This window comes from Bradyrhizobium sp. USDA 4011, assembly GCF_054063415.1.
Window position 1 is genome coordinate 4,374,031 of the sequence record NZ_JBSSGG010000001.1, and the last position, 23,165, is coordinate 4,397,195.

21 protein-coding genes and 1 pseudogene are annotated in these 23,165 nt (G+C 65.5%); 8 read left to right on the forward strand and 14 right to left on the reverse strand.

Annotated elements, in window-relative coordinates; all coding sequences use genetic code 11:
• Positions 1–316: 316 nt before the first annotated feature.
• Positions 317–1,510, reverse strand: a complete 1,194-nt coding sequence (locus ACVW1C_RS20530) for an MFS transporter (protein WP_456759964.1) — start codon at positions 1,508–1,510, stop codon at positions 317–319.
• A gap of 171 nt (positions 1,511–1,681) precedes the next feature.
• Between ACVW1C_RS20530 and gcvA the strand changes: the two genes are divergently transcribed.
• Complete coding sequence (gcvA, locus tag ACVW1C_RS20535; protein ID WP_456759965.1) at positions 1,682–2,593, forward strand: transcriptional regulator GcvA; 912 nt, start codon at positions 1,682–1,684, stop codon at positions 2,591–2,593.
• 13 nt (positions 2,594–2,606) lie between these two features.
• On the opposite strand, the gene rimM is transcribed toward gcvA, so the two are convergent.
• The 3 genes from rimM to ffh form a co-directional block, all read right to left on the reverse strand.
• On the reverse strand, positions 2,607–3,128 hold the full coding sequence (rimM, locus tag ACVW1C_RS20540) for a ribosome maturation factor RimM (protein ID WP_456759966.1): 522 nt from the start codon (positions 3,126–3,128) through the stop codon (positions 2,607–2,609).
• 18 nt (positions 3,129–3,146) lie between these two features.
• On the reverse strand, positions 3,147–3,479 hold the full coding sequence (gene rpsP, locus ACVW1C_RS20545; RefSeq protein WP_029081296.1) for a 30S ribosomal protein S16: 333 nt from the start codon (positions 3,477–3,479) through the stop codon (positions 3,147–3,149).
• 85 nt (positions 3,480–3,564) lie between these two features.
• The gene (gene ffh, locus ACVW1C_RS20550; RefSeq protein ID WP_207834007.1) at positions 3,565–5,112 is read right to left on the reverse strand and encodes a signal recognition particle protein; all 1,548 of its coding nucleotides are present in this window, start codon (positions 5,110–5,112) and stop codon (positions 3,565–3,567) included.
• A gap of 520 nt (positions 5,113–5,632) precedes the next feature.
• Between ffh and ACVW1C_RS20555 the strand changes: the two are divergent.
• Positions 5,633–6,611: pseudogene (locus tag ACVW1C_RS20555) on the forward strand (MBL fold metallo-hydrolase).
• 145 nt (positions 6,612–6,756) lie between these two features.
• On the opposite strand, the gene ACVW1C_RS20560 reads toward ACVW1C_RS20555, so the two are convergent.
• Both ACVW1C_RS20560 and ACVW1C_RS20565 read right to left on the reverse strand, forming a co-directional pair.
• On the reverse strand, positions 6,757–7,485 hold the full coding sequence (locus ACVW1C_RS20560; protein WP_456759967.1) for an SIMPL domain-containing protein: 729 nt from the start codon (positions 7,483–7,485) through the stop codon (positions 6,757–6,759).
• Positions 7,486–7,490: 5 nt separating this feature from the next.
• Complete coding sequence (locus ACVW1C_RS20565; protein WP_456759968.1) at positions 7,491–8,201, reverse strand: GyrI-like domain-containing protein; 711 nt, start codon at positions 8,199–8,201, stop codon at positions 7,491–7,493.
• A gap of 346 nt (positions 8,202–8,547) precedes the next feature.
• On the opposite strand from ACVW1C_RS20565, the gene dapF reads away from it, so the two are divergent.
• Positions 8,548–9,420, forward strand: a complete 873-nt coding sequence (dapF, locus tag ACVW1C_RS20570) for a diaminopimelate epimerase (protein WP_456759969.1) — start codon at positions 8,548–8,550, stop codon at positions 9,418–9,420.
• Between the two features lie 18 nt (positions 9,421–9,438).
• The gene (gene mtaB, locus ACVW1C_RS20575; RefSeq protein ID WP_456763126.1) at positions 9,439–10,701 is read left to right on the forward strand and encodes a tRNA (N(6)-L-threonylcarbamoyladenosine(37)-C(2))-methylthiotransferase MtaB; all 1,263 of its coding nucleotides are present in this window, start codon (positions 9,439–9,441) and stop codon (positions 10,699–10,701) included.
• A gap of 551 nt (positions 10,702–11,252) precedes the next feature.
• Here mtaB and ACVW1C_RS20580 read toward each other — a convergent pair.
• Both ACVW1C_RS20580 and ACVW1C_RS20585 read right to left on the reverse strand, forming a co-directional pair.
• A complete protein-coding gene (locus ACVW1C_RS20580) occupies positions 11,253–12,392 on the reverse strand; it encodes a DUF2336 domain-containing protein (protein ID WP_456759970.1) in 1,140 nt (379 codons plus the stop codon).
• A gap of 168 nt (positions 12,393–12,560) precedes the next feature.
• A complete protein-coding gene (locus ACVW1C_RS20585) occupies positions 12,561–13,262 on the reverse strand; it encodes an RluA family pseudouridine synthase (protein WP_456759971.1) in 702 nt (233 codons plus the stop codon).
• A gap of 49 nt (positions 13,263–13,311) precedes the next feature.
• On the opposite strand from ACVW1C_RS20585, the gene ftsY reads away from it, so the two are divergent.
• Entirely contained in the window at positions 13,312–14,256 is a 945-nt protein-coding gene (ftsY, locus tag ACVW1C_RS20590; RefSeq protein WP_456759972.1) for a signal recognition particle-docking protein FtsY, read from the forward strand.
• Positions 14,257–14,388: 132 nt separating this feature from the next.
• Positions 14,389–14,988: a septation protein A gene (locus ACVW1C_RS20595; protein ID WP_173639649.1), complete on the forward strand. Its 600-nt coding sequence runs from the start codon at positions 14,389–14,391 to the stop codon at positions 14,986–14,988.
• 66 nt (positions 14,989–15,054) lie between these two features.
• Here the strand turns inward: ACVW1C_RS20595 and ACVW1C_RS20600 are convergent, their stop codons facing one another.
• From ACVW1C_RS20600 to ccmA, 6 genes are all read right to left on the reverse strand, one after another.
• Complete coding sequence (locus ACVW1C_RS20600) at positions 15,055–15,429, reverse strand: helix-hairpin-helix domain-containing protein (RefSeq protein ID WP_456759973.1); 375 nt, start codon at positions 15,427–15,429, stop codon at positions 15,055–15,057.
• 158 nt (positions 15,430–15,587) lie between these two features.
• A complete protein-coding gene (locus tag ACVW1C_RS20605) occupies positions 15,588–16,181 on the reverse strand; it encodes a DsbE family thiol:disulfide interchange protein (RefSeq protein ID WP_456759974.1) in 594 nt (197 codons plus the stop codon).
• Positions 16,178–16,357, reverse strand: coding sequence for a heme exporter protein CcmD (ccmD, locus tag ACVW1C_RS20610; RefSeq protein ID WP_456759975.1), 180 nt, complete (start codon positions 16,355–16,357; stop codon positions 16,178–16,180). The genes ACVW1C_RS20605 and ccmD overlap by 4 nt, the downstream gene beginning before the upstream one ends.
• A 4-nt stretch (positions 16,358–16,361) precedes the next feature.
• Entirely contained in the window at positions 16,362–17,153 is a 792-nt protein-coding gene (locus ACVW1C_RS20615) for a heme ABC transporter permease (RefSeq protein ID WP_456759976.1), read from the reverse strand.
• 88 nt (positions 17,154–17,241) lie between these two features.
• Complete coding sequence (gene ccmB / locus ACVW1C_RS20620; RefSeq protein ID WP_173639644.1) at positions 17,242–17,910, reverse strand: heme exporter protein CcmB; 669 nt, start codon at positions 17,908–17,910, stop codon at positions 17,242–17,244.
• A 268-nt stretch (positions 17,911–18,178) separates the two neighbouring features.
• Entirely contained in the window at positions 18,179–18,781 is a 603-nt protein-coding gene (gene ccmA / locus ACVW1C_RS20625; RefSeq protein WP_456759977.1) for a heme ABC exporter ATP-binding protein CcmA, read from the reverse strand.
• Between the two features lie 240 nt (positions 18,782–19,021).
• On the opposite strand from ccmA, the gene acnA reads away from it, so the two are divergent.
• Together acnA and ACVW1C_RS20635 are read left to right on the forward strand one after the other, a co-directional pair.
• Positions 19,022–21,742, forward strand: coding sequence for an aconitate hydratase AcnA (gene acnA / locus ACVW1C_RS20630; protein WP_456759978.1), 2,721 nt, complete (start codon positions 19,022–19,024; stop codon positions 21,740–21,742).
• Between the two features lie 161 nt (positions 21,743–21,903).
• The gene (locus tag ACVW1C_RS20635; RefSeq protein WP_456759979.1) at positions 21,904–22,665 is read left to right on the forward strand and encodes a DUF1223 domain-containing protein; all 762 of its coding nucleotides are present in this window, start codon (positions 21,904–21,906) and stop codon (positions 22,663–22,665) included.
• Positions 22,666–23,165: the final 500 nt, after the last annotated feature.

Here is a 23,165-nt window from a genome sequence, read left to right on the forward strand (position 1 = left end):
CCCATCAGGCGACGGCCACCGCGCCGATCCCGTACAGAAGCAAGTGCCCGGCGAGTGGATGACGCAAAAAGGGATTGACTAAACAAGGCCCGTTACAGAAGCCCGGATGGAGCGGAGCGCAATCCGGGATGGGTCCACTTGCCGATTGGCTCCAACCTCCCCTTGAAAAGGGGAGGTCGCTTTGCTCGCCAGAGCAACGCGGGTGGGGATCAGCTCTGTCGGCTTGCATCGTCGCCCGCGGCTGCCCCCCATCCCGACCTTCCCCCTTTCAGGGGGAAGAAGACAGACAGCAGCCCGGGCTTAGGCCAATTATGCGTCACGCCGTCGTTGGATCGTCCGAGAGATGCCGCGCGAGTGCGACGGCAAGCGGACAGATCGCCAGCGCCGTGAGCGCGGTCGCCGCGGTCGCGAGCGTCGGGCCGAGCGCATCACCGAGCAAGCCGTAGAGCACCGGCGCGATCGCGCCCGATCCGATCGTGCCCGTATAGAACAGCGCGAACGCGCGCTCGGTCTGATGCACCGGCGTGAGTTCGGGCACCGTGCCATAGAGCACCGAGGACGTGCCGTTGAGCATCACGCCGAGCAGCGGCAGCAGCACGATGGCCGGCGCCAGCGGCAACGCCAGCACGGCCACGATCAGCGCCGCCGTGCCGCCTTCGGTGATGAGCACGGTGCGCAGCGTGCCGACGCGCTCGCCGAGCCAGCCGCAGGTGAATTTCCCGGCGGCGCCGCCGATGAAGACCAGCGCCAGCGCGAGGCCGTTGGTCGGCAGCGAGGCGCCCTTGTCGCGCAACAGGAACGGCAGGAAGGTGAGAAAGCCCATCCTGACCGCGGTGTCGAGAATTCCGATCGCGAGCAGCCAGGGAAAGCCGGCGCCGTCACGGCGCGATGCGGCGGTGGCCTTATGCTCGGCACCCTTGCCGACCGACGGCATCCAGAGCGCGATGCTGATCGCGACAAGCAGGCCTGCAAACGCGACCACGAGCAGCGTGTGACGCCATGACATGATCACGAGCAGGATCGAGGTCAGGGCCGGGATCGCGGCCTTGCCGAGGTCGCCGGAGAAATTGTAGATGCCGAGCGGCCCGCGCGCCGCCGCGCCATAGGCCCGCGACACCGCGGCCGATCCGATCGGATGCTGCGTGCTTGAGCCTGCACCGGAGAGCGCAAGGGCCAGGCCCAGTCCGATGATGCCTCCGGACAATCCGGCGAACGCGTAGCCGAGCGCCGACAGCGCTGTGCCCGCGATCAGGATGATCTTGCCATCGATCCGCTCCGCGATGCGTCCGACCGGAATCTGCAGCCCGGCCATGGCGCCGGCATAGAGCCCGCGCAGCAGAGCCAGCAGCCCGTAGCTCAGCGCGAACTCCGCCTGCCAGACCGGCAGCAGCACGTAGATCAGGTCGGTGTAGCCGTCATGGAGGGCGTGGTTGAGCCCGGTCACGGACAGCGTTCGCGTCGCCCGGGCATGGCCAGGACGGGACGTGCCGGCTTCGGCGGATACGCTCATCGTTGCCATCCAGAGAAATAAAATCTAACGATGGAGCGGCTGCGCATCGGAGGAGGCCTTCGAAAAGAGGAGATATGTAAGTAGCTTGCTGCGCAATATGCGCTCGAACGGCCACTGTCACAAATCAGTAATAATCGGGCCATGCGTTAGAAAATCTGGTATTGAGAGATGATGTTCGTCCCACGCCGTAGCCTGCCGCCGCTCAATGCGGTCCGCGCCTTCGAGGCCGCCGCGCGGCTCGGCAGTTTCAAGGAAGCGGCCGCCGAGCTCAGCGTGACCCATGGCGCCGTCAGCCAGCAGATCCGGCTGCTCGAGGAGTGGCTGGGCGCGCCGGCGCTGTTCCGGCGGTCGGTGCGGCGCGTGGTGCTGACGCCGGCGGGTGCGGCGCTGTTGGCGGAATTCGCGCCGGCGCTCGACCGGATCTCCACCGCCGTGCAGCAGCATCGCGAGCGGCGCGGCGATGCCGCCGTGGCGGTGCTGCGCGTCAACGCGCTCGCGACCTTCAGCCTGCGCTGGCTGCTGCCGCGGATGAGCCGGTTTCGTGCCGAGCATCCTGATATCGAGGTGCGCCTGAGCACGTCGAACGATCCGGTGGACGCGTTGCCGGAATCATTCGACGTCGTGATCCGGGGTGGTCCGGACACGTTTCACGGCTTTTCGTCGCGCTTCCTGGTGTCGGAGCGGAGATTGCCGGTGTGCAGCCCGTCGCTGCCCGAACGACTGCCGCTGCATGAGATCGCGGATCTCTCCAGGCATACGCTGCTGCATGTCACGTCGATGCCGCGGCTATGGCGCGACTGGTTAACCGAGGCCGGGCAGTCCGCGCTGGAGCCGGCGGCGGCGCTGACCTTCGATCATTTCTATCTGACGATCCAGGCCGCGCTCGATGGTCTCGGCGTTGCGATGGGCCCGACTGCGCTGATCTCGGACGATCTCGCGGCCGGGCGCCTGGTGACGCCGTTCCCCGCGATCAGCCTGCCGGCGCGGAGCTACTTCGCGTATTTTCCGGCGGGCCGCAGCAACGATCCGCACAGCGCGGTGTTCTGCGACTGGCTCGAGCAACAGGGCCGGATGACCGGCTGAGGATTATCCCTGGTCAGGCTGCCGACGGATCGTCGCCGTCGATTTCCTGCGGCAGGTCGATCACCACGCGGCCGCCGGCGAGATCGACCGATGGCACCACCGCATTGGTGAAGGGCAGCAGCATCGTCGCGCCTTGCGGCGGGGCGATCTCGATGATGTCGCCGGCGCCGAAATTATGGATCGCGATCACCTTGCCGAGCGGCTGCTCTGATGTCGTCACCGCGGCGAGCCCGATCAGGTCGGTGTGGTAGTATTCGCCGTCGTCGGTTTCCGGCAGCCGGTCGCGCGGCACGTAGAGCTCGAGCCCGTTGAGCCGTTCGGCGTCATCGCGGCTGGCGACGCCCTTCAGCGTCACCACCAGATGATCCTTGGCCTCGCGCGCATGGGTGACCTCGAACTGGCGCGTGCCGTCCTTGGTCATCAGCGGGCCGTAGTCCTTCACGGCCAGCGGATCTTCGGTGAAGGTCCACAGCCGGACGGCGCCGCGCACACCATGCGCAGCGCCGATACGGGCGACACAGACCGGTGCAGCCACCGTGGTCGCCGTTCAGCCTTAAGCCTTGGCGGCGGCTTCGGCCTGCGCCTTGCGCTCCTTGCGCGGCACGGCCTTTTCCGGGTTGTTGCGCGCGGTGCGCTTGACGACGCCGGCGGCGTCGAGGAAGCGGGTCACGCGATCCGACGGCTGCGCGCCCTTGGCGAGCCAAGCCTTGACCTTGTCCATGTCGAGCTTCAGGCGGGCCTCGTTGTCCTTCGGCAGCAGCGGGTTGAAGTGGCCGAGACGCTCGATGAAGCGGCCATCGCGCGGGAAGCGCGAGTCGGCGACGACGACATGATAGACCGGACGCTTCTTGGTGCCTGCGCGAGCGAGGCGGATAACAACGGACATTTAGTTCTCCTTCAAAGGTCGATGTGTTCGATTGATTGGCATTCCGCGTCGCGCCGGCCGCATGTGAGCCGTCGCGACGAATTCCTCATTTCTTCTTGCCCGGGAAGCCGCCGAGGCCCGGCAGTGTCGGCTTGCCGCTGAGGCCGGTCAGGCCCGGCACGTTGGGCAGGCCGCCGCGCAGCCCAACGGGCAAATCCTTCGGCAAATTGGGCAGGCCGCCACCGGCGCCGCCCTGCATCTTCTCGGCGAGCGCCTTCATCTCCTCGGCCGAGGGCGGCTTCATGCCGCCGCCAAAGCCCATCGCCTGCGCGATGCCGGCGAGCGGGCCGCGCTTGCCGCTTCCCATGGCCTTCATCATGTCGGCCATGTTCCGGTGCATCTTCAAGAGCTTGTTGACCTGCTCGACGCTCTGGCCGGCGCCCGCCGCGATGCGCTTCTTGCGGCTCGCCTTGAGGATGTCCGGATTCTTGCGCTCCTGCCGCGTCATCGAATCGATCACCGCGACCTGACGCTTGATGATCTTGTCGTCGATGCCGGCAGCCGCGATCTGGTTCTTCATCTTGGCAATGCCGGGCATCATGCCCATCAGGCCGCCGATGCCGCCCATATTCGCCATCTGCTGCAGCTGTTCGCGCATGTCGTTGAGGTCGAACTGACCCTTGCGCATCCGTTCGGCGGTGCGCGCGGCCTTCTCGGCGTCGATATTGGCGGCGGCCTTCTCGACCAGCGACACGACGTCGCCCATGCCGAGGATGCGGCCGGCGATGCGGTTCGGATGGAAGTCTTCCAGCGCGTCGGTCTTTTCGCCGGTGCCGAGCAGCTTGATTGGCTTGCCGGTCACCGCGCGCATCGACAGCGCGGCGCCGCCGCGGCCGTCGCCGTCGACGCGCGTCAGCACGATGCCGGTGAGGCCGACGCGCTCATCGAATGCGCGCGCGAGGTTGACCGCGTCCTGGCCGGTGAGGGAGTCCGCGACCAGCAGCACTTCATGTGGGTTGGCGGCGGCTTTGATCTCGGCCGCCTCCTTCATCATGTCTTCGTCGAGCGTGGTGCGGCCGGCGGTGTCGAGCAGCACGACGTCGTAGCCGCCGAGCTTGCCGGCTTCGATCGCGCGCCTGGCGATCTGCGGCGGCATCTGGCCGGCGACGATCGGCAGCGTCGGAATGTCGAGGTCGCGGCCGAGCACCGCGAGCTGCTCCATCGCCGCCGGGCGGTAGACGTCGAGCGAGGCCATCAGCACCTTGCGCTTGTCGCGCTGAACCATGCGGCGCGCGAGCTTTGCGGTGGTGGTGGTCTTGCCGGAGCCCTGCAGACCGACCATCATGATCGGTACCGGCGGCACGGAGTTGATGTCGATGGTCTGGCCGTCGGAACCGAGCGTGGCGACGAGTTCGTCATGGACGATCTTCACCACCATCTGGCCCGGCGTCACCGACTTGACCACGGTGGCGCCGATCGCCTGCTCGCGGACCCGATCGATGAAGCTGCGGACGACCTCGAGCGCGACGTCGGCTTCGAGCAGCGCGCGGCGCACCTCGCGCATCGCGGCATCGACGTCCTTTTCGGTCAGCGCGCCGCGCCCCGTCAGACGATCGAGAATGCCACCAAGCCGTTCCGACAGATTGTCGAACAATGCCGTTGTCCTTTTTTCACCTCGCCCCGCCGGCGGGGAGAGGTCGGATCACATCGCCAGATGTGATCCGGGTGAGGGGGGTACGAGGCCATCCACGCGCTGTGCGGGCGGAGAGAGCCCCTCACCCCGACCCTCTCCCCGCAAGAGCGGGGCGAGGGAGAAGGGAGTCCAAACACTTTCGCGCCCGAGGGCGCATCGCGCTGTCGGGCGTTGGCCTCTGGCCTCCAGGGCCAGTCGGCGGGTCGAAAAGACGGATCTTTCCGAGAAAGTGGCGGCGTTAAACGCTGCCGGGGGAAGAAAGTCAAGGAAAGTTTCGCCGCAATTCGCTCGGTTTAGACCCTAAGGTATTGAAATTGCGTCAATTTGCCATGTCGGTTCCGAATTCGTCGCCGCCGCCCATATAAGCGGACCTGCCTCCTGTTTGGGAACCCGCGTGCCCATCGTTACTCGCCGCCGCCTTCTTGCAACCTTGACCGGAGCCGCTGCCACGCTCGGCGTGCCCTCGATCTGGATGTCCCTGATGAAAACCTATGACGGCCCCGTCTCCGATCATTTCGACGGCCTGCACTTCTTCGATCCGGACGGCGCGCCGCCGAAATCGCTCGGCGAGGTATTGCGCTGGCAGTTCGGGGGAGGGCGGCAGCGCGGTCTGGCCGGAATGGGCGCCGAGCCCCTATGCCGATACGCCGCCGCCGCGCGTCGACGGCGACAAGGTGCGGCTCTGCTTCGTCGGCCATGCCAGCTGGCTGATCCAGACCGCAGGCCTCAACATCCTGGTCGATCCGGTCTGGTCGATGCGGGCCTCGCCGTTCGGCTTCGCAGGGCCGAAGCGGCACAACGATCCCGGCATTGCTTTCGAGAAGTTGCCCAGGATCGACGTCGTGCTGGTGTCGCACGGCCACTACGATCATCTCGATGTCGCGACGCTGTCGAAGCTGACTGCGGCGTTTGCGCCGCGCGTGATCACGTCGCTCGGCAACGACGTCACGATGCGCGCCTCCGATGCCGCGATCAAGGCCGAGGCGTTCGACTGGCATCAGCGCGTCGAACTCGGAGGCGGCGTTGCCGTGACGCTGGTGCCGACGCGGCACTGGTCGGCGCGCGGCCTGTTCGATCGCAACAAGGCGCTGTGGGCGAGCTTCGTGCTGGAGACGCCGGCCGGCAAGCTCTACATCGTCTGCGATTCCGGCTATGGCGACGGCCGGCACTTCCGCAGGGTTGCGGAAGCGCATGGCCCGTTGCGGCTCGCGATCCTGCCGATTGGCGCCTACGAGCCGCGCTGGTTCATGCGCGACCAGCACATGAACCCGGAGGATGCGGTGAAGGCGCTGGCCGATTGCGGCGCCACCCAGGCGCTGGCGCATCACCACGGCACGTTCCAGCTGACCGACGAGGCGATCGACGCGCCCGCGACCGCACTCGGTGAAGCGCTCGACGCGGCGAGTGTGTCGCGCGAGAAGTTCTTGACGCTGAAGCCGGGCCAGGTGTTCGAGATTTAGGAGCTGTCGTCCCGGGCAAGCGAAGCGCGGCCCGGGACCCATAACCACAAGCGCTGATTGTTGGACAACGCTGGAGCCACAGCTCGCTAGAACGACTCGATCCCGTGGTTATGGGTCCCTGCTTTCGCAGGGACGACAGTAACTGCTACTTCTCCTTGATCGCCCAGGAGACGGTCACATTGACGGTCAGCGTTTCCTCGCCCTGGGCGACCGGCGTGGGGGCGGCGAATCCTGCCGTGGCCATCTTGGCGCGGAACATCGGCACCGGCGCCGAGCCGACTTCCGCGATGTTCAAGGGCGCGCCGAGCGCGACGCCGGCGGCCTTGGCATAGATCTCCGCCTTGCGGCGGGCGTCGGCAATCGCCCTTTCGCGTGCGTCATCGAGCAGCTTCGAGGCCTGCGACACCGAGAAATTGAGCCCGCCGATATCGTTGGCGCCGGCGCCCACCAGCACGTCGATGACACCAGCGACCTTGCTCACATCGTGCAGCTTGATCGTGACGCGATTGCTCGCGTGATAGCCGACGATGCTGGGCGGGGCGTTCGGCGACGACGGCGTACGGTTGGCGAACTGCGGCTGCAGTGACAGCCGCGAGGTCTGATAGTCCTTCTCCGCGAGGCCGGCGCCTTTCAGCGCGGCCAGCACCTTGCCCATCGTTACATTGTTGGCGTCGGTGGCCTCGCGTGCGGTCTTGCCGTCGGTCGTGACGCCGGCATCGAGCTGCGCCTCGTCGGGCGCCGCCGATACGGTCGCCTCGCCGGTGACCGAGATCGCCGGCGGAAAGTCGCTGTCGGCGAGTGCGGGCGCAGCCAGCAGCGTGGTCGCGATGAGGGTGGCAGCGAGGGGGAGGCCGACGGGGAGGCGGTTGGTCATCTGGCTCACTTCAGGGGTACGTAGACGTTGATCACAAGCTTGTCTTCGGCGGTCTTCAGCGGATCGGTGATGTATTCCTCGATAAAGGTGTCCTTGGCTTCGAGCTTCTTGTCGTCGAGGTGATTGGTGATCGCCTCATAGGTGTTGTCCATGTTGTCGTAGGACCCGCGATGGACGAATTTCAGCGCCTTGCCGTCGGGCGAATTGCCCATGCTCATGTTGTTGCCGAGGTTCTTGACGTCCTGGTCGACCGGGATTTCGGCGATGAAGGTGAAGCCGGTGTCGTCGGTCGAGGTGTAGACGATCATCGGATTGCCCGTTGCCTTGACGCCGTCCTTGTCGAGCAGCGCGGTGAGCTGCTTGAACGCCTCGATCAGCGCGTCGAAGGCCGAATCCCAGTTGGCCGTGCCCTTCAGCATCACGACCTTCTTCGGTTCCAGCGTGAACGGCTCGCCGAACGGGTCGGCGGTCTGCACCGGGGCGGCCGGCGGCGGCGTCGGGGACTGCGATGCGGCCGGGCTGTCGGCCGGCGACTTGGTCTCGGCCGGCGGGGGTACCGGCGTTGCCGATGGCGCAGGCGCGGGAGTTGGGTTCGGGCTTGCCGCCGGAGCGGGCGAGGCTGACGGCGACTGGGCAGGCGCCGGGCTTGCCAGGGTGATCGCGGCCAAAGGGAGCAGCGCGACCAGGGCCGCGCGGAGCGTGTTGATACGGTTCATTCGGTATTCTCCATCCCCTTCCTCAAACGGCCGCTCGATCTGTCCCGGCGCGCGCGGTCCCTGAGGTGCGATATTCCTAACACGCGAGTTCTGCATTCGTCCCATGACAGATGTGTCATAGGGCCATTCTGACTGGTGCTCCAATTCCGAAGTTCGCAGGCGAGTGCGGCAGAAACTGTGCGAACTTCGGAATTAGAGGAGCACCAGCAAACAATTGCTTCTAAGTGCGGTTTCGAATTTGAAGCTCCTACAGAACCCTGCGGAGCCACCGTAGGAGCTTCAAATTCGCCGCACTAGCCATCTGGCCACCACTCGCCATATAACCGGGCGGAATTTGGGAAAATCGATGAGCGCGCTCGCCAATCACGCATTCGCCAAGATGAACGGCATCGGCAACGAGATCGTCGTCGTCGACCTGCGGGATTCCAAAGCACAGGTGTCGGCGGAAGAAGCGCGCGCGGTGGCCTCGCCGGCTGGCGTGCCCTATGACCAGCTGATGGTGCTGCAGCCGCCGCGGCTCGACGGCACCGAAGCGTTCATCTCGATCTACAACAATGACGGCTCGGAGGCCGGGGCCTGCGGCAACGGCATGCGCTGCGTGGTGCGGCGGATCTTCGAGAAGACCGGCCAGACATCGGCGACCTTCCAGACCCGCGCCGGCCTGCTCAATTGCTGGCAGGGGCCGGCGCCCGATCTCTACACCGTCGACATGGGCGCGCCGAAGTTCGGCTGGCAGGACATTCCGCTGGCTGAGGAATTTCGCGACACCCGCTACATCGAGCTGCAGGTCGGGCCGATCGACAATCCGGTGCTGCATTCGCCCTCGGTGGTCTCGATGGGCAATCCGCACGCGGTCTTCTGGGTCGATGACGTCAATGCCTACGACCTCGAACGTTTCGGGCCGCTCCTGGAAAACCATCCGATCTTCCCGGAGCGCGCCAACATCACGCTCGCTTATATCGTCGATCGCGACCACATCACGATCCGCACCTGGGAGCGCGGCGCCGGCCTCACCAGGGCCTGCGGCTCGGCGGCTTGCGCGACCGCGGTTGCGGCGGCGCGGCTGAAGCGCGCCAACCGGATGGTCGAGATCACGCTGCCCGGCGGCAAGCTCGGCATCGAGTGGCGCGAGCGCGACGATCACGTGCTGATGACCGGCACCGCCGATTTCGAGTATGAGGGCCGCTTCGATCCGGCGCTGTTCGCCAGCGTCGCCTGATCGGGCGCGGGATCGATGATGGGCGTCGAAATCGTCACCTTTGGTTGCCGCCTCAACGCGTTCGAATCCGAGGTGATTCGCCGCGAGGCGGAGCATGCCGGCCTCACCGACACCATCGTCATCAACAGCTGCGCCGTCACCAATGAGGCGGTGGCGCAGGCCCGGCAGTCGATCCGCAAGTTGAAGCGTGAACGCCCGGCCGCGCGCATCGTCGTCACCGGCTGCGCAGCGCAGACGCAAGCCGAGATGTTCGCCGAGATGGCCGAGGTCGACCGCGTCGTCGGCAATGACGAGAAGATGCGCGGCGCAGCCTGGCAGGCGACGCGTGCCGCTTTCGACATCGGCGCAAGCGAGAAGGTCGCGGTCGCTGACATCATGGCGGTGACGGAGATGGCGCCGCATCTGCTCGACGGCTTCGAGCGCGGCCTGCCGCGGGTGTTCGTGCAGGTGCAGAACGGCTGCGATCATCGCTGCACCTTCTGCATCATTCCCTATGGCCGCGGCAATTCGCGTTCGGTGCCGATGGGCGCGGTGGTCGATCAGGTCCGCACGCTGGTCGAGCGTGGCCATGCCGAGATCGTGCTGACCGGCGTCGATCTCACGAGCTATGGCGGCGATCTCCCGGGTACGCCGAAGCTCGGCCAGTTGACCCGGCAGATCCTGCGCCATGTGCCCGAGCTGAAGCGGCTGCGCATCTCCTCGATCGATTCGATCGAGGCCGATCGCGATCTGCTCGACGTAATCGCCGACGACGCGCGGCTGATGCCGCATCTGCATCTGTCGTTGCAGTCCGGCGACGACTTGATCCTGAAGCGGATGAAGCGCCGGCATTCACGCCGGGACGCGATCGATTTCTGCGCGCAGGTCCGCCGGCTGCGGCCGGACATCGCGCTAGGCGCCGACATCATTGCGGGCTTCCCGACCGAGTCTGAGGAGATGTTTGCGCGCTCGCTCGATCTGGTCGCGGAATGCGATCTCACCTTCCTGCATGTGTTTCCCTATTCGAAGCGTCCGGGCACGCCGGCGGCGCGGATGCCGCAGGTCGAGGGCGGGACGATCAGGGAGCGCGCCAAGCGGCTGCGCGCAGCCGGCGAAGCCGCGCTGGTGCGGCGGCTTGCTGCGGAAGTCGGCGCGACGCGCGAGGTGCTGATCGAGAGCGACAGGCAGGGCCGCACGGAGCATTTCCTGCCGGTTGCGATCGATGACGATGTGCCGGGTATGGTGCGGCGGCTCGCCATGACGGGCCATGACGGCGCGCGGCTCGTTGCAAAGGACCGCTGAGACGCTCACCCCGACTCCATCCCCGTCATCCCCGCGTAAAGGCTTTGCCTTTGTCGCTGGAGGAGCGCGGTACGCACGCCTCAAAGGATGCACGGCCCGGCTGGTGGCCGTCGATCCTTCGAGGCTCGCTCCGCTCGCCCCTCAGGATGACGGAAATGGAATCGTCCCTGTGCCCACCGAAGATGAGAGGGCGACACAAGAGATGCAAAGCTCGAGCGAATGTCGCGAGAATGCGGAAGTATGACTCGCCACCGGCGCAACACATTCCGTGTCGTCCTGGCGAAAGCCAGGACCCATTACCCCAAATGAGAATTGTTGTGCGATGCTGGGGCCGCGATGCCGTTCACAATACCCGCCGCGGAGTATGGGTCCCTGCTTTCGCAGGGACGACGCCGGGAGAAGCAGCCGCGGCCTCTCGGCTCAAGCAGCGACATCTCTGGGATACTGGATCACCCGCATGCTGTTTAGACCGGAGACATGGCTGACACCTGTTCCGACACATCACTGACAGGTTGAAATCGAAATCCGTCGCGCCATCGCGCATGACGCACTCAGTGCGCGCGGCCGCCGGGCCTTGACGGCTGTGACGCGCGAACCTGCCAGAACCGCAACAGGCGGTCGGCGTTGCCGCGGGTCATCTTGGTGAACTGGCTCTTCGCGTGGGCGAGCTCAACGGCGCCCATGGAGCCGGTCGCATAGCGGCATTCCATCACCGCGGCGGTGGTCGCCCAGCTCAGGCCTGCCGCCCGGCACGGCACCAAAAGGCCTTCACTGCGCAGGCTTTGCATCAGGGAGCGGATCACCTCGATGTTCGACTGCGCGAGATACGCCAGCGCAACAACGGTCTCTTCATATTTTCGCTGCCTGGCGAAGCCGAGCAGGGCGGCCTCGTCGAGCTCGCCGCTGTCCTTCAGCTTCGCGACGTGGCGCTTGGCTGCGGTGAAATCGCGGACCTGCGACATCTCGCGCTCGACGCCGGCGGCGACTGCGGCGATCGCGTGCCGGATTTCCTCGTACAGATACGGCGGGGCGCGTTCCAGCAAACGGCCGCGAACCTCTTCCGTTGCCTGGCGCAGGAGCTTAAGACGGAGCTCCGCCGGCAGGTCCGCGCGGATGCCGGTCTCGACTGCGAGGGTCGGATCGTGCTCGGCCTGAGCGAGGATCACGGCAAATCCGCCCGGCGATACCTTGGCGCCGGGATTGGTGACGAGGCGGTGGCTCACGCTCGCAAAGCGACGAGCCAGAAGCGCGTCGGTGACGGCGTCCTTGAGCCACCAGCGGCCGGCGACGGCGAGCAGATGCTGCTCGCTCTTGGTCTGCGCGATCTCGACCAGGTCCTCGGCACTCAGGCGCGAGGATTCCTGCAGCATCGGCCGCGCGATCCGGATCTCGTCGTTTTTGGCGAGGCGGCGAACGATCGCGGGCGGCGCCTGCGCGACCGGCGCGAGCTGCTCGCTCATCTCGGCAAGCGCCATCCGGGCGCTGATCTCGGCGAGTGCGCGCAGCTCGATGGTCTTGACCAGCCGTTCGAGCACATTGTCGAACAGTTCGATCTGCTCGCTGTTGAAGCTACCGGCGGAGTGGAGAAACAGGTCGGTGACGCGCCTCGCCGTGGCGATGCATCTTTCGGCGGAGCCAGCGCGTATCGCAGCCTCGACCTCGTCGACAATTGCCTGCCCGGCAGTCAGCATTGCTCGTCCTGAGCCCGTCCCGATTGCTTGTTCTAAGCCGGTTTGCAGCTTTAGCGGGCGGACCTGAACGTTTCGTAAGGATAATGATCAGTAGAATCCCGGAGGAAGCCCTACGTTTTTGACCCGTTTTCTTTACGCGAACCGGTATCCACTTCGCTGGAAAACGCTCTATTCGCCGTTCCAGCCGCAGGCCTTGAGCCGCTCCCGCATGTGCACCGGCGCCGGCGCGACGACATGCACCGGCTCCTTGTTCCTGGAGATCGGGATGCCGATTTCGCGGGAATGCAGATGCAGGGTCGGCTCGCCGAAGCGCGGGCCATTCCCATAGATGTTGTCGCCGACGATCGGCCAGCCCATCGCCGCTGAATGCACCCGGAGCTGATGGGTGCGGCCGGTGACCGGCTCCATCGCGAGCCAGGCAAGGCCGTCGCCGCGTCCCAGCACCTTCCAGTTGGTGATGGCCTTCTGGCCATCCGGATCCGGCTTCTGCCACCAGCCGCGCTCGGCGTTGAGCCGGCCGAGCGGCATGTCGATGGTGCCTTCGTCCTCGGTGGGGCCGCCCTCGACCACGGTCCAATAGGTCTTTGCGATCTTGCTGTGCTTGAACAGCAGCCCGAGCGAGGCGGTCGCCTTGCGATGGCGTCCCAGGACGAGGCAGCCGGAGGTGTCCTTGTCCAGCCGATGCGCCAGCACCGGCGGCCGCGGCAGGCCGAACCGCAACGCGTCGAACGAGGCCTCCAGATTGGGGCCGCCCTTGGGGCCGCGATGCACCGGCAGGCCCGCTGGCTTGTCGATGACCAGCATCAGCCCGTCGCGGTGGAGCACCCGGCCTAAGATTTCTTCCGCGGTCAATTGGGGAACATCGATCAATTCGTCGAGACTTTCGTTTATGGGCCGAAACGGCTAACACGTCCGCGCCATGAACGATACCACTGCAGGAACTCCAAAACAGAGCTGGTGGCAGCGGCTGAAAGGCGGCCTCAAGCGCACCTCGGGCGCGCTCGGCACGGCCGTCGCCGATCTCGTCACCAAGCGCAAGCTCGACCGAGCCATGCTCGATGATATCGAGGAGGTGCTGCTGCGCGCCGACCTCGGTACCGAGGTCTCGGTGCGGATCGCGGAGGCGGTCGGCAAGGGCCGCTACGACAAGGCGATCTCGGCCGATGAGGTCAAGGAGGTGGTTGCGACCGAAGTCGAGAAGGTGCTGGCGCCGGTGGCGAAGCCGCTCGAAATCGATGCGTCGAAGCGACCCTTCGTCATCCTGGTCGTCGGCGTCAACGGCTCCGGCAAGACCACGACGATCGGCAAGCTGGCCGCGAAATTCTCCGCCGATGGCCGCAAGGTCATGCTGGCCGCCGGCGATACCTTCCGTGCCGCGGCGATCGAGCAGCTCAAGGTCTGGGGCGAGCGCACCAAGTCGCCGGTCATTGCCGGGGCCCAGGGCTCGGATTCGGCCAGCCTCGCCTTCAGCGCGCTGACCGCGGCAAGGGAGCAGGCGCGCGACGTGCTGCTGATCGACACCGCCGGCCGGCTGCAGAACAAATCCGAGCTGATGAACGAGCTCGAAAAGGTCGTGCGCGTCATCAAGAAGGTCGATGCGTCGGCGCCGCATGCGGTGCTGCTCGTGCTCGACGCCACGGTGGGACAAAATGCGCTGTCGCAGGTCGAGGCGTTTCATCGTACGGCAGGCGTCACCGGCCTCGTGATGACCAAGCTTGACGGCACCGCACGCGGCGGCATCCTTGTCGCGCTGTCGGAGAAGCACAAGCTGCCGGTACATTTCGTCGGCGTCGGCGAAGGCGTCGAGGACCTCGCGCCCTTCACGGCGAAGGATTTTGCCAAGGCGATTGCCGGGATCGAATAATTCATCCTTCGAGACGCGCGCTGGTGCGCGCCTCCTCAGGATGGCGGTGGGATACGAAGGGTCGTCATCCAGAGGAGGCGCGGAGCGCCGTCTCGAAGGATGGCCAAGACACGGGTTCAATGGACTGAATTGATGGACAAGACCCAGCCACATCCGCTGTTCAAGCTTGCGACCGAGCTCGGGCCGCTGCTCGTGTTCTTCATCGCGAACGCCAAATACCATTTATTCTTCGCGACAGGCGCGTTCATGGTCGCGATAGTAGCTGCCATGATCGCATCCTATGTGGTGACCAGGCACGTGCCGATCATGGCGCTGGTGACCGGCGCGGTCGTGCTGGTGTTCGGCACCCTGACCCTGGTGCTGCACGACGAAACCTTCATCAAGGTCAAGCCGACCATCATCTACGGCCTGTTCGCGGCCGTGCTCGGCGGCGGACTGCTGTTCGGCCGCTCCTTCATCGCCGTCATGTTCGACCAGATGTTCAATCTGACGCCGCAGGGCTGGCGCATCCTCACCATGCGCTGGGCGCTGTTCTTCGCCGGCATGGCTATTCTCAACGAGATCGTCTGGCGGACGCAGACCACGGATTTCTGGGTGAACTTCAAGGTGTTCGGCGTGACGCCGCTGACCATGGTGTTCGCCATCGCCCAGATGCCGCTGACCAAGCGCTATCATCTGGAGCCGGTCTCGCTGGAAACCAGCGAGGCGGACGCCGGCGATCTAAGAAAGTAATCCGGACGCAGCGCGGGCGATTGCGCCGCGCTGCGTCCGACGCTTCGGAGATCAACTCTTCAGAGCTCAGCTCTTCTGCTTGGCGACGATCTTGCCCTTGATCTTGTCGTAGGTCGCCTGCGGCAGGATGTTCTTCTGCACCAGTTCATCCTTGCCCTTGTAGGGGCGGCCCTTGATGATCGCGGCCGAATAGGCCTTGCCGACACCAGGAAGCGCGTCGAGCTGGTCGGGGCTGGCGCTGTTGATGTCGAGCAGGTCGTCCTTCGCCATTCCCGTCGTCTTCAAGTCAGGGGTGGCGGCTTTCGGGGCGGGAGCCATCTTGCTCTCCGACTTCGCGGCGGGCGCAGCCGGCTGCGGAGTCTGGGCCATCGACGGCGGTGCCGTGATCATGCCGAGTGTGAGCGCGGTGGCGAGAAGTGAAGCGAGCGTGGTCTTGCGCATATGTCCCCTCCTGAGGAACGTTGATGTCAACGCTGCTGAGTTGGGGTTGCGTTCGTGGCGTTGCGGTGGCCGCGAAATGAACCGCAGATAAACGTGTCGAATTATTTTGTCGCAGGTTTGCGCGCGATCTGTTCGCGCTTCGCGTGTGGGTGACGCGATTACTTGTCCGCGCGCAGCGCCTTCTCGATTTCGGCCTTGAGCACAGTGTTGACATTGTCCGGCGTCACCGGGCCGACCAGCTTGTAGACGATCTTGCCCTCGCGCCCGACCAGGAAGGTCTCAGGCACGCCGTAGACGCCCCACTCGATCGAGGCGCGGCCGTTGCCGTCGACGCCGACGATGCCGAACGGGTTGCCGTAGCGGCCGAGGAAGCGCCGCGCGTTCTCGGGCGAGTCCTTGTAGTTGATGCCGATGATCTGGAAGCGCTTGTCCTTGCCGAGCTCGGTCAGCAGCGGCGCCTCGTCATGGCAGGGCACGCACCAGGACGCCCAGACGTTGACGATTGAGACCTTGCCCTTGAAGGCCGCGGGATCGAGACCGGGGACAGGCGCGCCGTCCTTCACGAGGCCATCGAGCGCGGGCAGCGCGGTCTGCGGCGCCGGCCGGCCGATCAGTGCCGACGGAATTTTGGAGGGATCGCCGCCATAGAGCCGCAGCAGGAACAGCCCGGCAAGCCCGAGGAAAACCACCAGCGGCAGCACCACCAGCAGGCGGCGGGCTTGCGGCGGGCTGTTGGTCGCCTGATCGCTCATCTTATATCCGCCGCGCTGCGGCCGGAGCGACGTGTGATGCCGCTGGCCTCGATCTCCTTGAGGCGCGCCTGTTGCCGGCGATAGTCGGCGATGATCCAGATGATCAAGAGCAGCACGACCGCCGCGACCAGCGCATAGGACGTCACGATGAAAGAGGCGTAGGGACCAAGCGACATCGTGTCACGCCGCTCCAATTTCTTGTGACGCGTTTCCGTCACGCGAACCGGTGCCCACTTCGCTCGTAAACGAGACGCGGTTCGCTTGCATCATCTGCAAGCTGCGCACGCGCCGGCGCAGGATCTCGTTGCGCATTGCAGCCAGGTGCAAGGTGATGAAGAGCAGCGAAAACGCGATCGCCATTACCAGCAGCGGCCACAGGAACGCCTTGTCGAGTGTCGATCCGCCCATCCGGAGCACCGAGGCCGGCTGATGCAACGTATTCCACCAGTCGACCGAGAACTTGATGATCGGGATGTTGATGGCGCCGACCAGGGTCAGGACCGCTGCCGCCCGCGCCGCGCGCGAAGGGTCCTCCACCGCGCGCCACAGCGCCATCAGGCCGAGATACATCAGGAACAGGATCAAGACCGAGGTCAGCCGCGCGTCCCACTCCCAATAGGTGCCCCACATCGGCCGGCCCCACAGCGAGCCGGTGACCAGCGCAAGGAAGGTGAAGGCGGCGCCGATCGGGGCTGCGGCTTTCGCGGCGACGTCGGCGAGCGGATGCCGCCACACCAGGGTGCCGAGCGCGGCCACGCTCATGACGCCCCAGACGAACATCGACAGCCACGCATTCGGCACGTGGATGAACATGATCTTGACCGTGGCGCCCTGCTGGTAATCGTCGGGCGCCATTGCCGACTGGTAGAGCCCGATCGCGAGCAGGATCGCGGTCACGCCCGCCAGCCACGGCAGGATCCGCGCGGTCAGCGCCAGGAACTTGGTCGGGTTGGCGAGGTCGGTCAGCGTCATGGCACCCTGATAGTCGTCCGATGTGTCGCAGGCAATTGGCCGAATTTCTCTCGGCGAGATTTGATCGGGCTCATATTGCCGGCCAATTTCAGTCCAGCCCGTGCCGCAGGCTCGCGGCGGCGGCAAACGGGCCGATCACGAGGCTGGCAAGTGACAGCGCGCAGAGGATCGAGAACGGTGTTCCAAAGGGCAGGGACCCCGATATCGCCGCCTGCGAGGCGGCAACGCCGAAGATCAGCACCGGGATCGACAGCGGCAGCACCAGCACGGCGAGCAAAAGCCCGCCGCGATGCAGCGTCACCGCCAATGCCGCGCCGATCATGCCGGTGAAGGTCAGCGCCGGAGTTCCCGCCAGCAAGGTCGCCGCGACCGCAAGCGTCGCCGTGCCGTCGAGATTGAGCAGCAGGCCGAGCACCGGCGTCGCGATGATCAGCGGCAGGCCGGCTGCGATCCAATGCGCCAGCGCCTTGGCCGCGCAGGCGAGTTCCAGCGGCGTCCGGCTCATCACGATCAGGTCGAGCGAGCCGTCCTCGTGGTCGGCCGTGAACAGCCGGTCGAGGGTGAGCAGGCTCGCCAGCAGCGCGCCGAGCCAGAGGATGGCGGGGCCGAGCCGCGACAGCAGCGCCAGATCGGGCCCGACCGCGAACGGCATCAGCACGGTGACGGTGAGGAAGAACAGCACGCCGATCAACGCCCCGCCGCCGACGCGCAGCGCGATCTTGATGTCGCGGCGGATCAATGCGGCCAGCGCGCTCATGCCGCGCCTCCGCAGCAGTCGCTGTGCGAGCCGATGTCGTGCCGCGCAACCAGTGCGCTCCCTCCCCCCTTGCGGGGGAGGGCTGGGGAGAGGGGTGGCCCCGGGCGAGATATTCGCCGGCAAGGTCGGTTATGCAATCTCGGCCACCTGTCGCGGAGAGATAGACGGAGAGAGCACGTCGTGTGGCACCCCTCTCCCTGACCCTCCCCCGCAAGGGGGGAGGGGACGGAGAGAGCTGCGCACGGCGGCGAGAGATAGAAAAGCTTGCTCATGCCGCGCCTCCCATCCGCAAATCGCGCGCATCGATGCCTAGCGGCAGATGGGTCGCGGCGACGATCAGGCCGCCGCTCGCGAGATGGTCGCGCATCAGGCCGACGAACAGCGCCTGTCCGGCCGCATCGAGCGCCGATGTCGGCTCGTCCAGCAGCCAGACCGGCCGCCGCACCGAGAGCAGGCGCGCGATCGACAGCCGGCGGCGCTGGCCGGCGGAGAGGTAGGCGGCGGGAAGATGCGCGGCATGGTCGAGCGCCACGGCGGCTAGGCAGCGGCCAGCATCCTCCGTCTCGCCGCCGAGGAATTCCCGCCAGAAGGAAAGATTTTCCGCGACACTCAGCGCCGGCTTCAGTGCGTCTCGGTGGCCGAGATAGTGGGCCTGTTCGGGCAGGCTGAGCTCGGCGTCGCCGCCTTCGAGCGCCATCGAGCCCTCGGCGGGGACCAAGAGCCCGGCGAGGACGCGCAGCAACGAGGTCTTGCCCGCGCCGTTGGGCCCGGTGACGGCAAGCGCCTCTCCGGCCGTCGCCGACAGATCGAGGCTGGAAAACACCTCGCGTCCGCCGCGCACGCATTTCAGATTTCGTCCCGAGAGCCGCATGGTTCGTCTTGTCACAGCCCTCTGAAATCTTTCGCTACCGCGTGAGAATTTTTGGGTCGCGCAACGCTGTCGCACGCTTGTCGGTGTGGCGGTGCTTCTAGAAAGGTTCTATAAGCCCGGAACTTGATGCAGCACACACAATCGGCGGCCGCAAGCCATCCAGGCCACCCCCTCGGCCCGTGTCGATCGCCGGTGTTTAGTTACCCTTGCCGGGTATAACTGAAAATTGGGATTCCTCGCATGACCTCGCTCGACAGCTTCAAATGCCGCAAGACCATGAAGGTCGGCGGCAAGTCCTACGTCTATTACAGCCTGCCCCAAGCAGAGAAGAACGGACTGAAGGGTATTTCGAAGCTGCCGTATTCGATGAAGGTTCTGCTCGAGAACCTGCTGCGCAACGAGGACGGCCGCACCGTCAAGAAGGAAGACATCGTTGCGGTCTCGAAGTGGCTGAAGAAGCGCCAGCTCGAGCACGAAATCGCGTTCCGCCCGGCGCGCGTCCTGATGCAGGATTTCACCGGCGTTCCGGCCGTGGTCGATCTCGCGGCGATGCGCAACGCGATGCAGAACCTCGGCGGCGACGCCGAGAAGATCAACCCGCTGGTGCCGGTCGATCTGGTCATCGACCACTCGGTGATCGTCAACTTCTTCGGTGACAACAAGGCGTTCGCGAAGAACGTCACCGAGGAATACAAGCAGAACCAGGAGCGCTACGAGTTCCTGAAGTGGGGCCAGAAGGCATTCTCGAACTTCTCGGTGGTGCCGCCCGGCACCGGCATCTGCCACCAGGTCAATCTCGAATATCTCGCGCAGACGGTGTGGACCAAGAAGGAGAAGATGACGGTCGGCAAGAAGACCGGCACCTTCGAGGTCGCCTATCCCGACTCGCTCGTCGGCACCGACTCGCACACCACCATGGTCAACGGCCTCGCCGTGCTCGGCTGGGGCGTCGGCGGCATCGAGGCGGAAGCCTGCATGCTCGGCCAGCCGCTGTCGATGCTGCTGCCGGAAGTGGTCGGCTTCAAGCTCAAGGGCCAGCTCAAGGAAGGCGTCACCGCGACCGACCTCGTGCTGACCGTCACCCAGATGCTGCGCAAGCTCGGCGTGGTCGGCAAGTTCGTCGAGTTCTTCGGCCCGGGCCTCGATTTCCTGTCGGTCGCGGACAAGGCGACCATCGGCAACATGGCGCCCGAATACGGCGCGACCTGCGGCTTCTTCCCGGTCGATGCCGCGACCATCGATTACCTGAAGACCTCGGGCCGCAAGGCCGATCGGGTCAAGCTGGTGCAGGCCTATGCCAAGGCGCAGGGCCTGTTCCGCACCGCCAAGTCGGCCGATCCGGTGTTCACCACCACGCTGACGCTCGACCTTGCCGACGTGGTGCCGTCGATGGCCGGACCGAAGCGCCCCGAAGGCCGCATCGCGCTGCCGGCGGTGTCGACCGGTTTCGCCACCGCGCTGGTCAACGAATACAAGAAGCCCGATGGCGAGCAGAAGCGCTTCGCAGTCGAGGGCCGCAACTTCGATCTCGGTCATGGCGATGTCGTGATCGCGGCGATCACCTCCTGCACCAACACCTCGAACCCGAGCGTGCTGATCGGCGCCGGCCTGTTGGCGCGCAAGGCGGCCGCCAAGGGCCTGAAGGCCAAGCCGTGGGTGAAGACCTCGCTCGCGCCGGGCAGCCAGGTGGTGGCGGAATATCTCGCCAATTCCGGCCTGCAGGCCGATCTCGACAAGGTCGGCTTCAACCTGGTCGGCTTCGGCTGCACCACCTGCATCGGCAATTCCGGCCCGCTGCCGGAAGACATCTCGAAGTCGATCAACGAGAACGGCATCGTCGCTGCGGCCGTGCTGTCGGGCAACCGCAACTTCGAAGGCCGCGTCTCGCCGGACGTGCAGGCGAACTACCTCGCCTCGCCGCCGCTGGTGGTCGCGCATGCGCTCGCCGGCACCGTGACCAAGGATCTTGCGGTCGAGCCGATCGGCATCGGCAAGGACGGCAAGCCGGTGTTCCTCAAGGACATCTGGCCCACCGCCAAGGAGATCAACGCCTTCATGAAGAAGTACGTCACCGCGACGATCTTCAAGAAGAAGTACGCCGACGTATTCAAAGGCGACACCAACTGGCGCAAGATCAAGACCACGGAAAGCGAGACCTATCGCTGGAACATGAGCTCGACCTATGTGCAGAACCCGCCCTATTTCGAAGGCATGAAGAAGCAGCCGGAGCCGATCGTCGACGTGGTCGACGCGCGGATCCTCGCGATGTTCGGCGACAAGATCACCACCGACCACATCTCGCCGGCCGGCTCGATCAAGCTGACCTCGCCCGCCGGCAAGTTCCTCAGCGAGCACCAGGTGCGCCCCGCCGACTTCAACCAGTACGGCACGCGGCGCGGCAACCATGAAGTGATGATGCGCGGCACCTTCGCCAACATCCGCATCAAGAACTTCATGCTCAAGGGCGCCGACGGCAATATTCCGGAAGGCGGTCTGACCAAGCACTGGCCCGACGGCGAGCAGATGTCGATCTACGACGCGGCGATGAAGTACCAGCAGGAGAACGTGCCGCTGGTGGTGTTCGCCGGCGCCGAATACGGCAACGGCTCGTCGCGCGACTGGGCCGCGAAGGGCACCCGCCTGCTCGGCGTGCGCGCAGTGATCTGCCAGAGCTTCGAGCGCATCCATCGCTCCAACCTGGTCGGCATGGGTGTGCTTCCGCTCACCTTCCAGGACGGCACGTCGTGGTCCTCGCTCGGCCTCAAGGGCGACGAGAAGGTCACGATCCGCGGGCTGCAGGGCGATTTGAAGCCGCGCCAGACGCTGACGGCCGAAATCGGCTCCGCCGACGGCGGCAAGCGGGACGTCCCGCTGCTCTGCCGCATCGATACGCTGGACGAGCTCGACTACTATCGCAACGGCGGCATCCTGCATTACGTGCTGCGCAAGCTCGCGGCCTAGCGCGGATTTGTGATCAGTGCCTCACTGCTTAGTGAGTAGCGGCTAAAAAGAAGGCGGCCTATGACAAGGCCGCCTTCTCGCGTTCTGGGGCACGCAAGTTCAAGGGACAACTTCATGCTCCGTACAAATACGGATGGAAATCATCACGACTGGTTCGCAGTATGACAGCGATGATCGCCTATAATTGTATCTCGCGATGGTCCAGCGCGCTTGGTTTCTGCGCGATCGTCGCGATCATCCGCCCCGCTCACGCCGATCCGCGTGCTGTCGTCGAACTCTTCACCTCGCAGGGATGCTCGTCATGTCCGCCCGCGGACAAGATCATCGGTGACCTCGCGAAGGACCCCAACGTCATCGCGCTGAGCATGCCGATCGACTATTGGGACTATCTCGGCTGGAAGGACACGCTGGCCGATTCCCGTTTCAGCGCGCGCCAGAAAGCCTATTCGCATATGCGCGGCGACCGCGACGTCTACACGCCGCAGGCCGTGATCAACGGCTCCGCCCATGTGATCGGCAGCGACCGCGCCGGCATCGAGGATGCTATCAAGGACACCGAGAAGAGCGGCGGCGTGATGTCGGTGCCGGTGACGCTGACGCTGACCGGCAAGCAGATCAACGTGTCGGTGGCCGCATCGAAATCGCCCGCGGTGTCGCGCGGCGAAGTCTGGATCTGCTCGATCTCGAAGTCGGTGCCGATCTCGATCGCGCGCGGTGAGAACCGCGGCCGCGAGATCACCTACCACAACGTGGTGCGCAATCTCCTGAAGGTCGGCGACTGGAACGGCTCGTCCGGGAGCTGGACCGTGCCGCTCGAGAACATCACGCGCGATGGCGTCGATGCCGCGGCCGTGTACGTCCAGGACGGCAATCGCGACAAGCCGGGCCCGATGCTGGGCGCCGCATTCACCTCGCTTCACTAGCGCCACGCGGTGCCGGCCCCTGTCACTTGCGTCGTTGGGCCGCACGGATGTTGTCGTGAAGCTCTCCGCGCGCCGGCACGCGTGCATCCAGTGATCTGCTGAGAGGGAAGCGCCGAGGCGTCGCACGTCTTGACCGCGCGTAATCGAGCAGGGCCCCAAAAACAAAAAGGACCAACTTTCGTTGGCCCAGTGTGTTGGGATTTGACTCCCCTGCGAACAGGCCCGATCCCGACGGCCCCGGGGGGCTGGGGGCTGAGGAATCCGGAACCGAAAGGACCGGGCCAACGCAGGATTTTCTTTTCGCAGGGCAGCGGGGCGGGCGATGGGCGGAAGTGGGGCAGCAATATGATTCCTCTAACGTTCCCGTGACTCTTCGGTTTTCCGGACAATCCGTCGCGCCTGGCCGTGGTTAAGGGCTGGTTGCATGGCGAATGGCCCCTTGCAGGCTCCGGCGCTTAGCGCAATCATGTCACTCTCGTGACGATCCCGAAGTGGGGGGC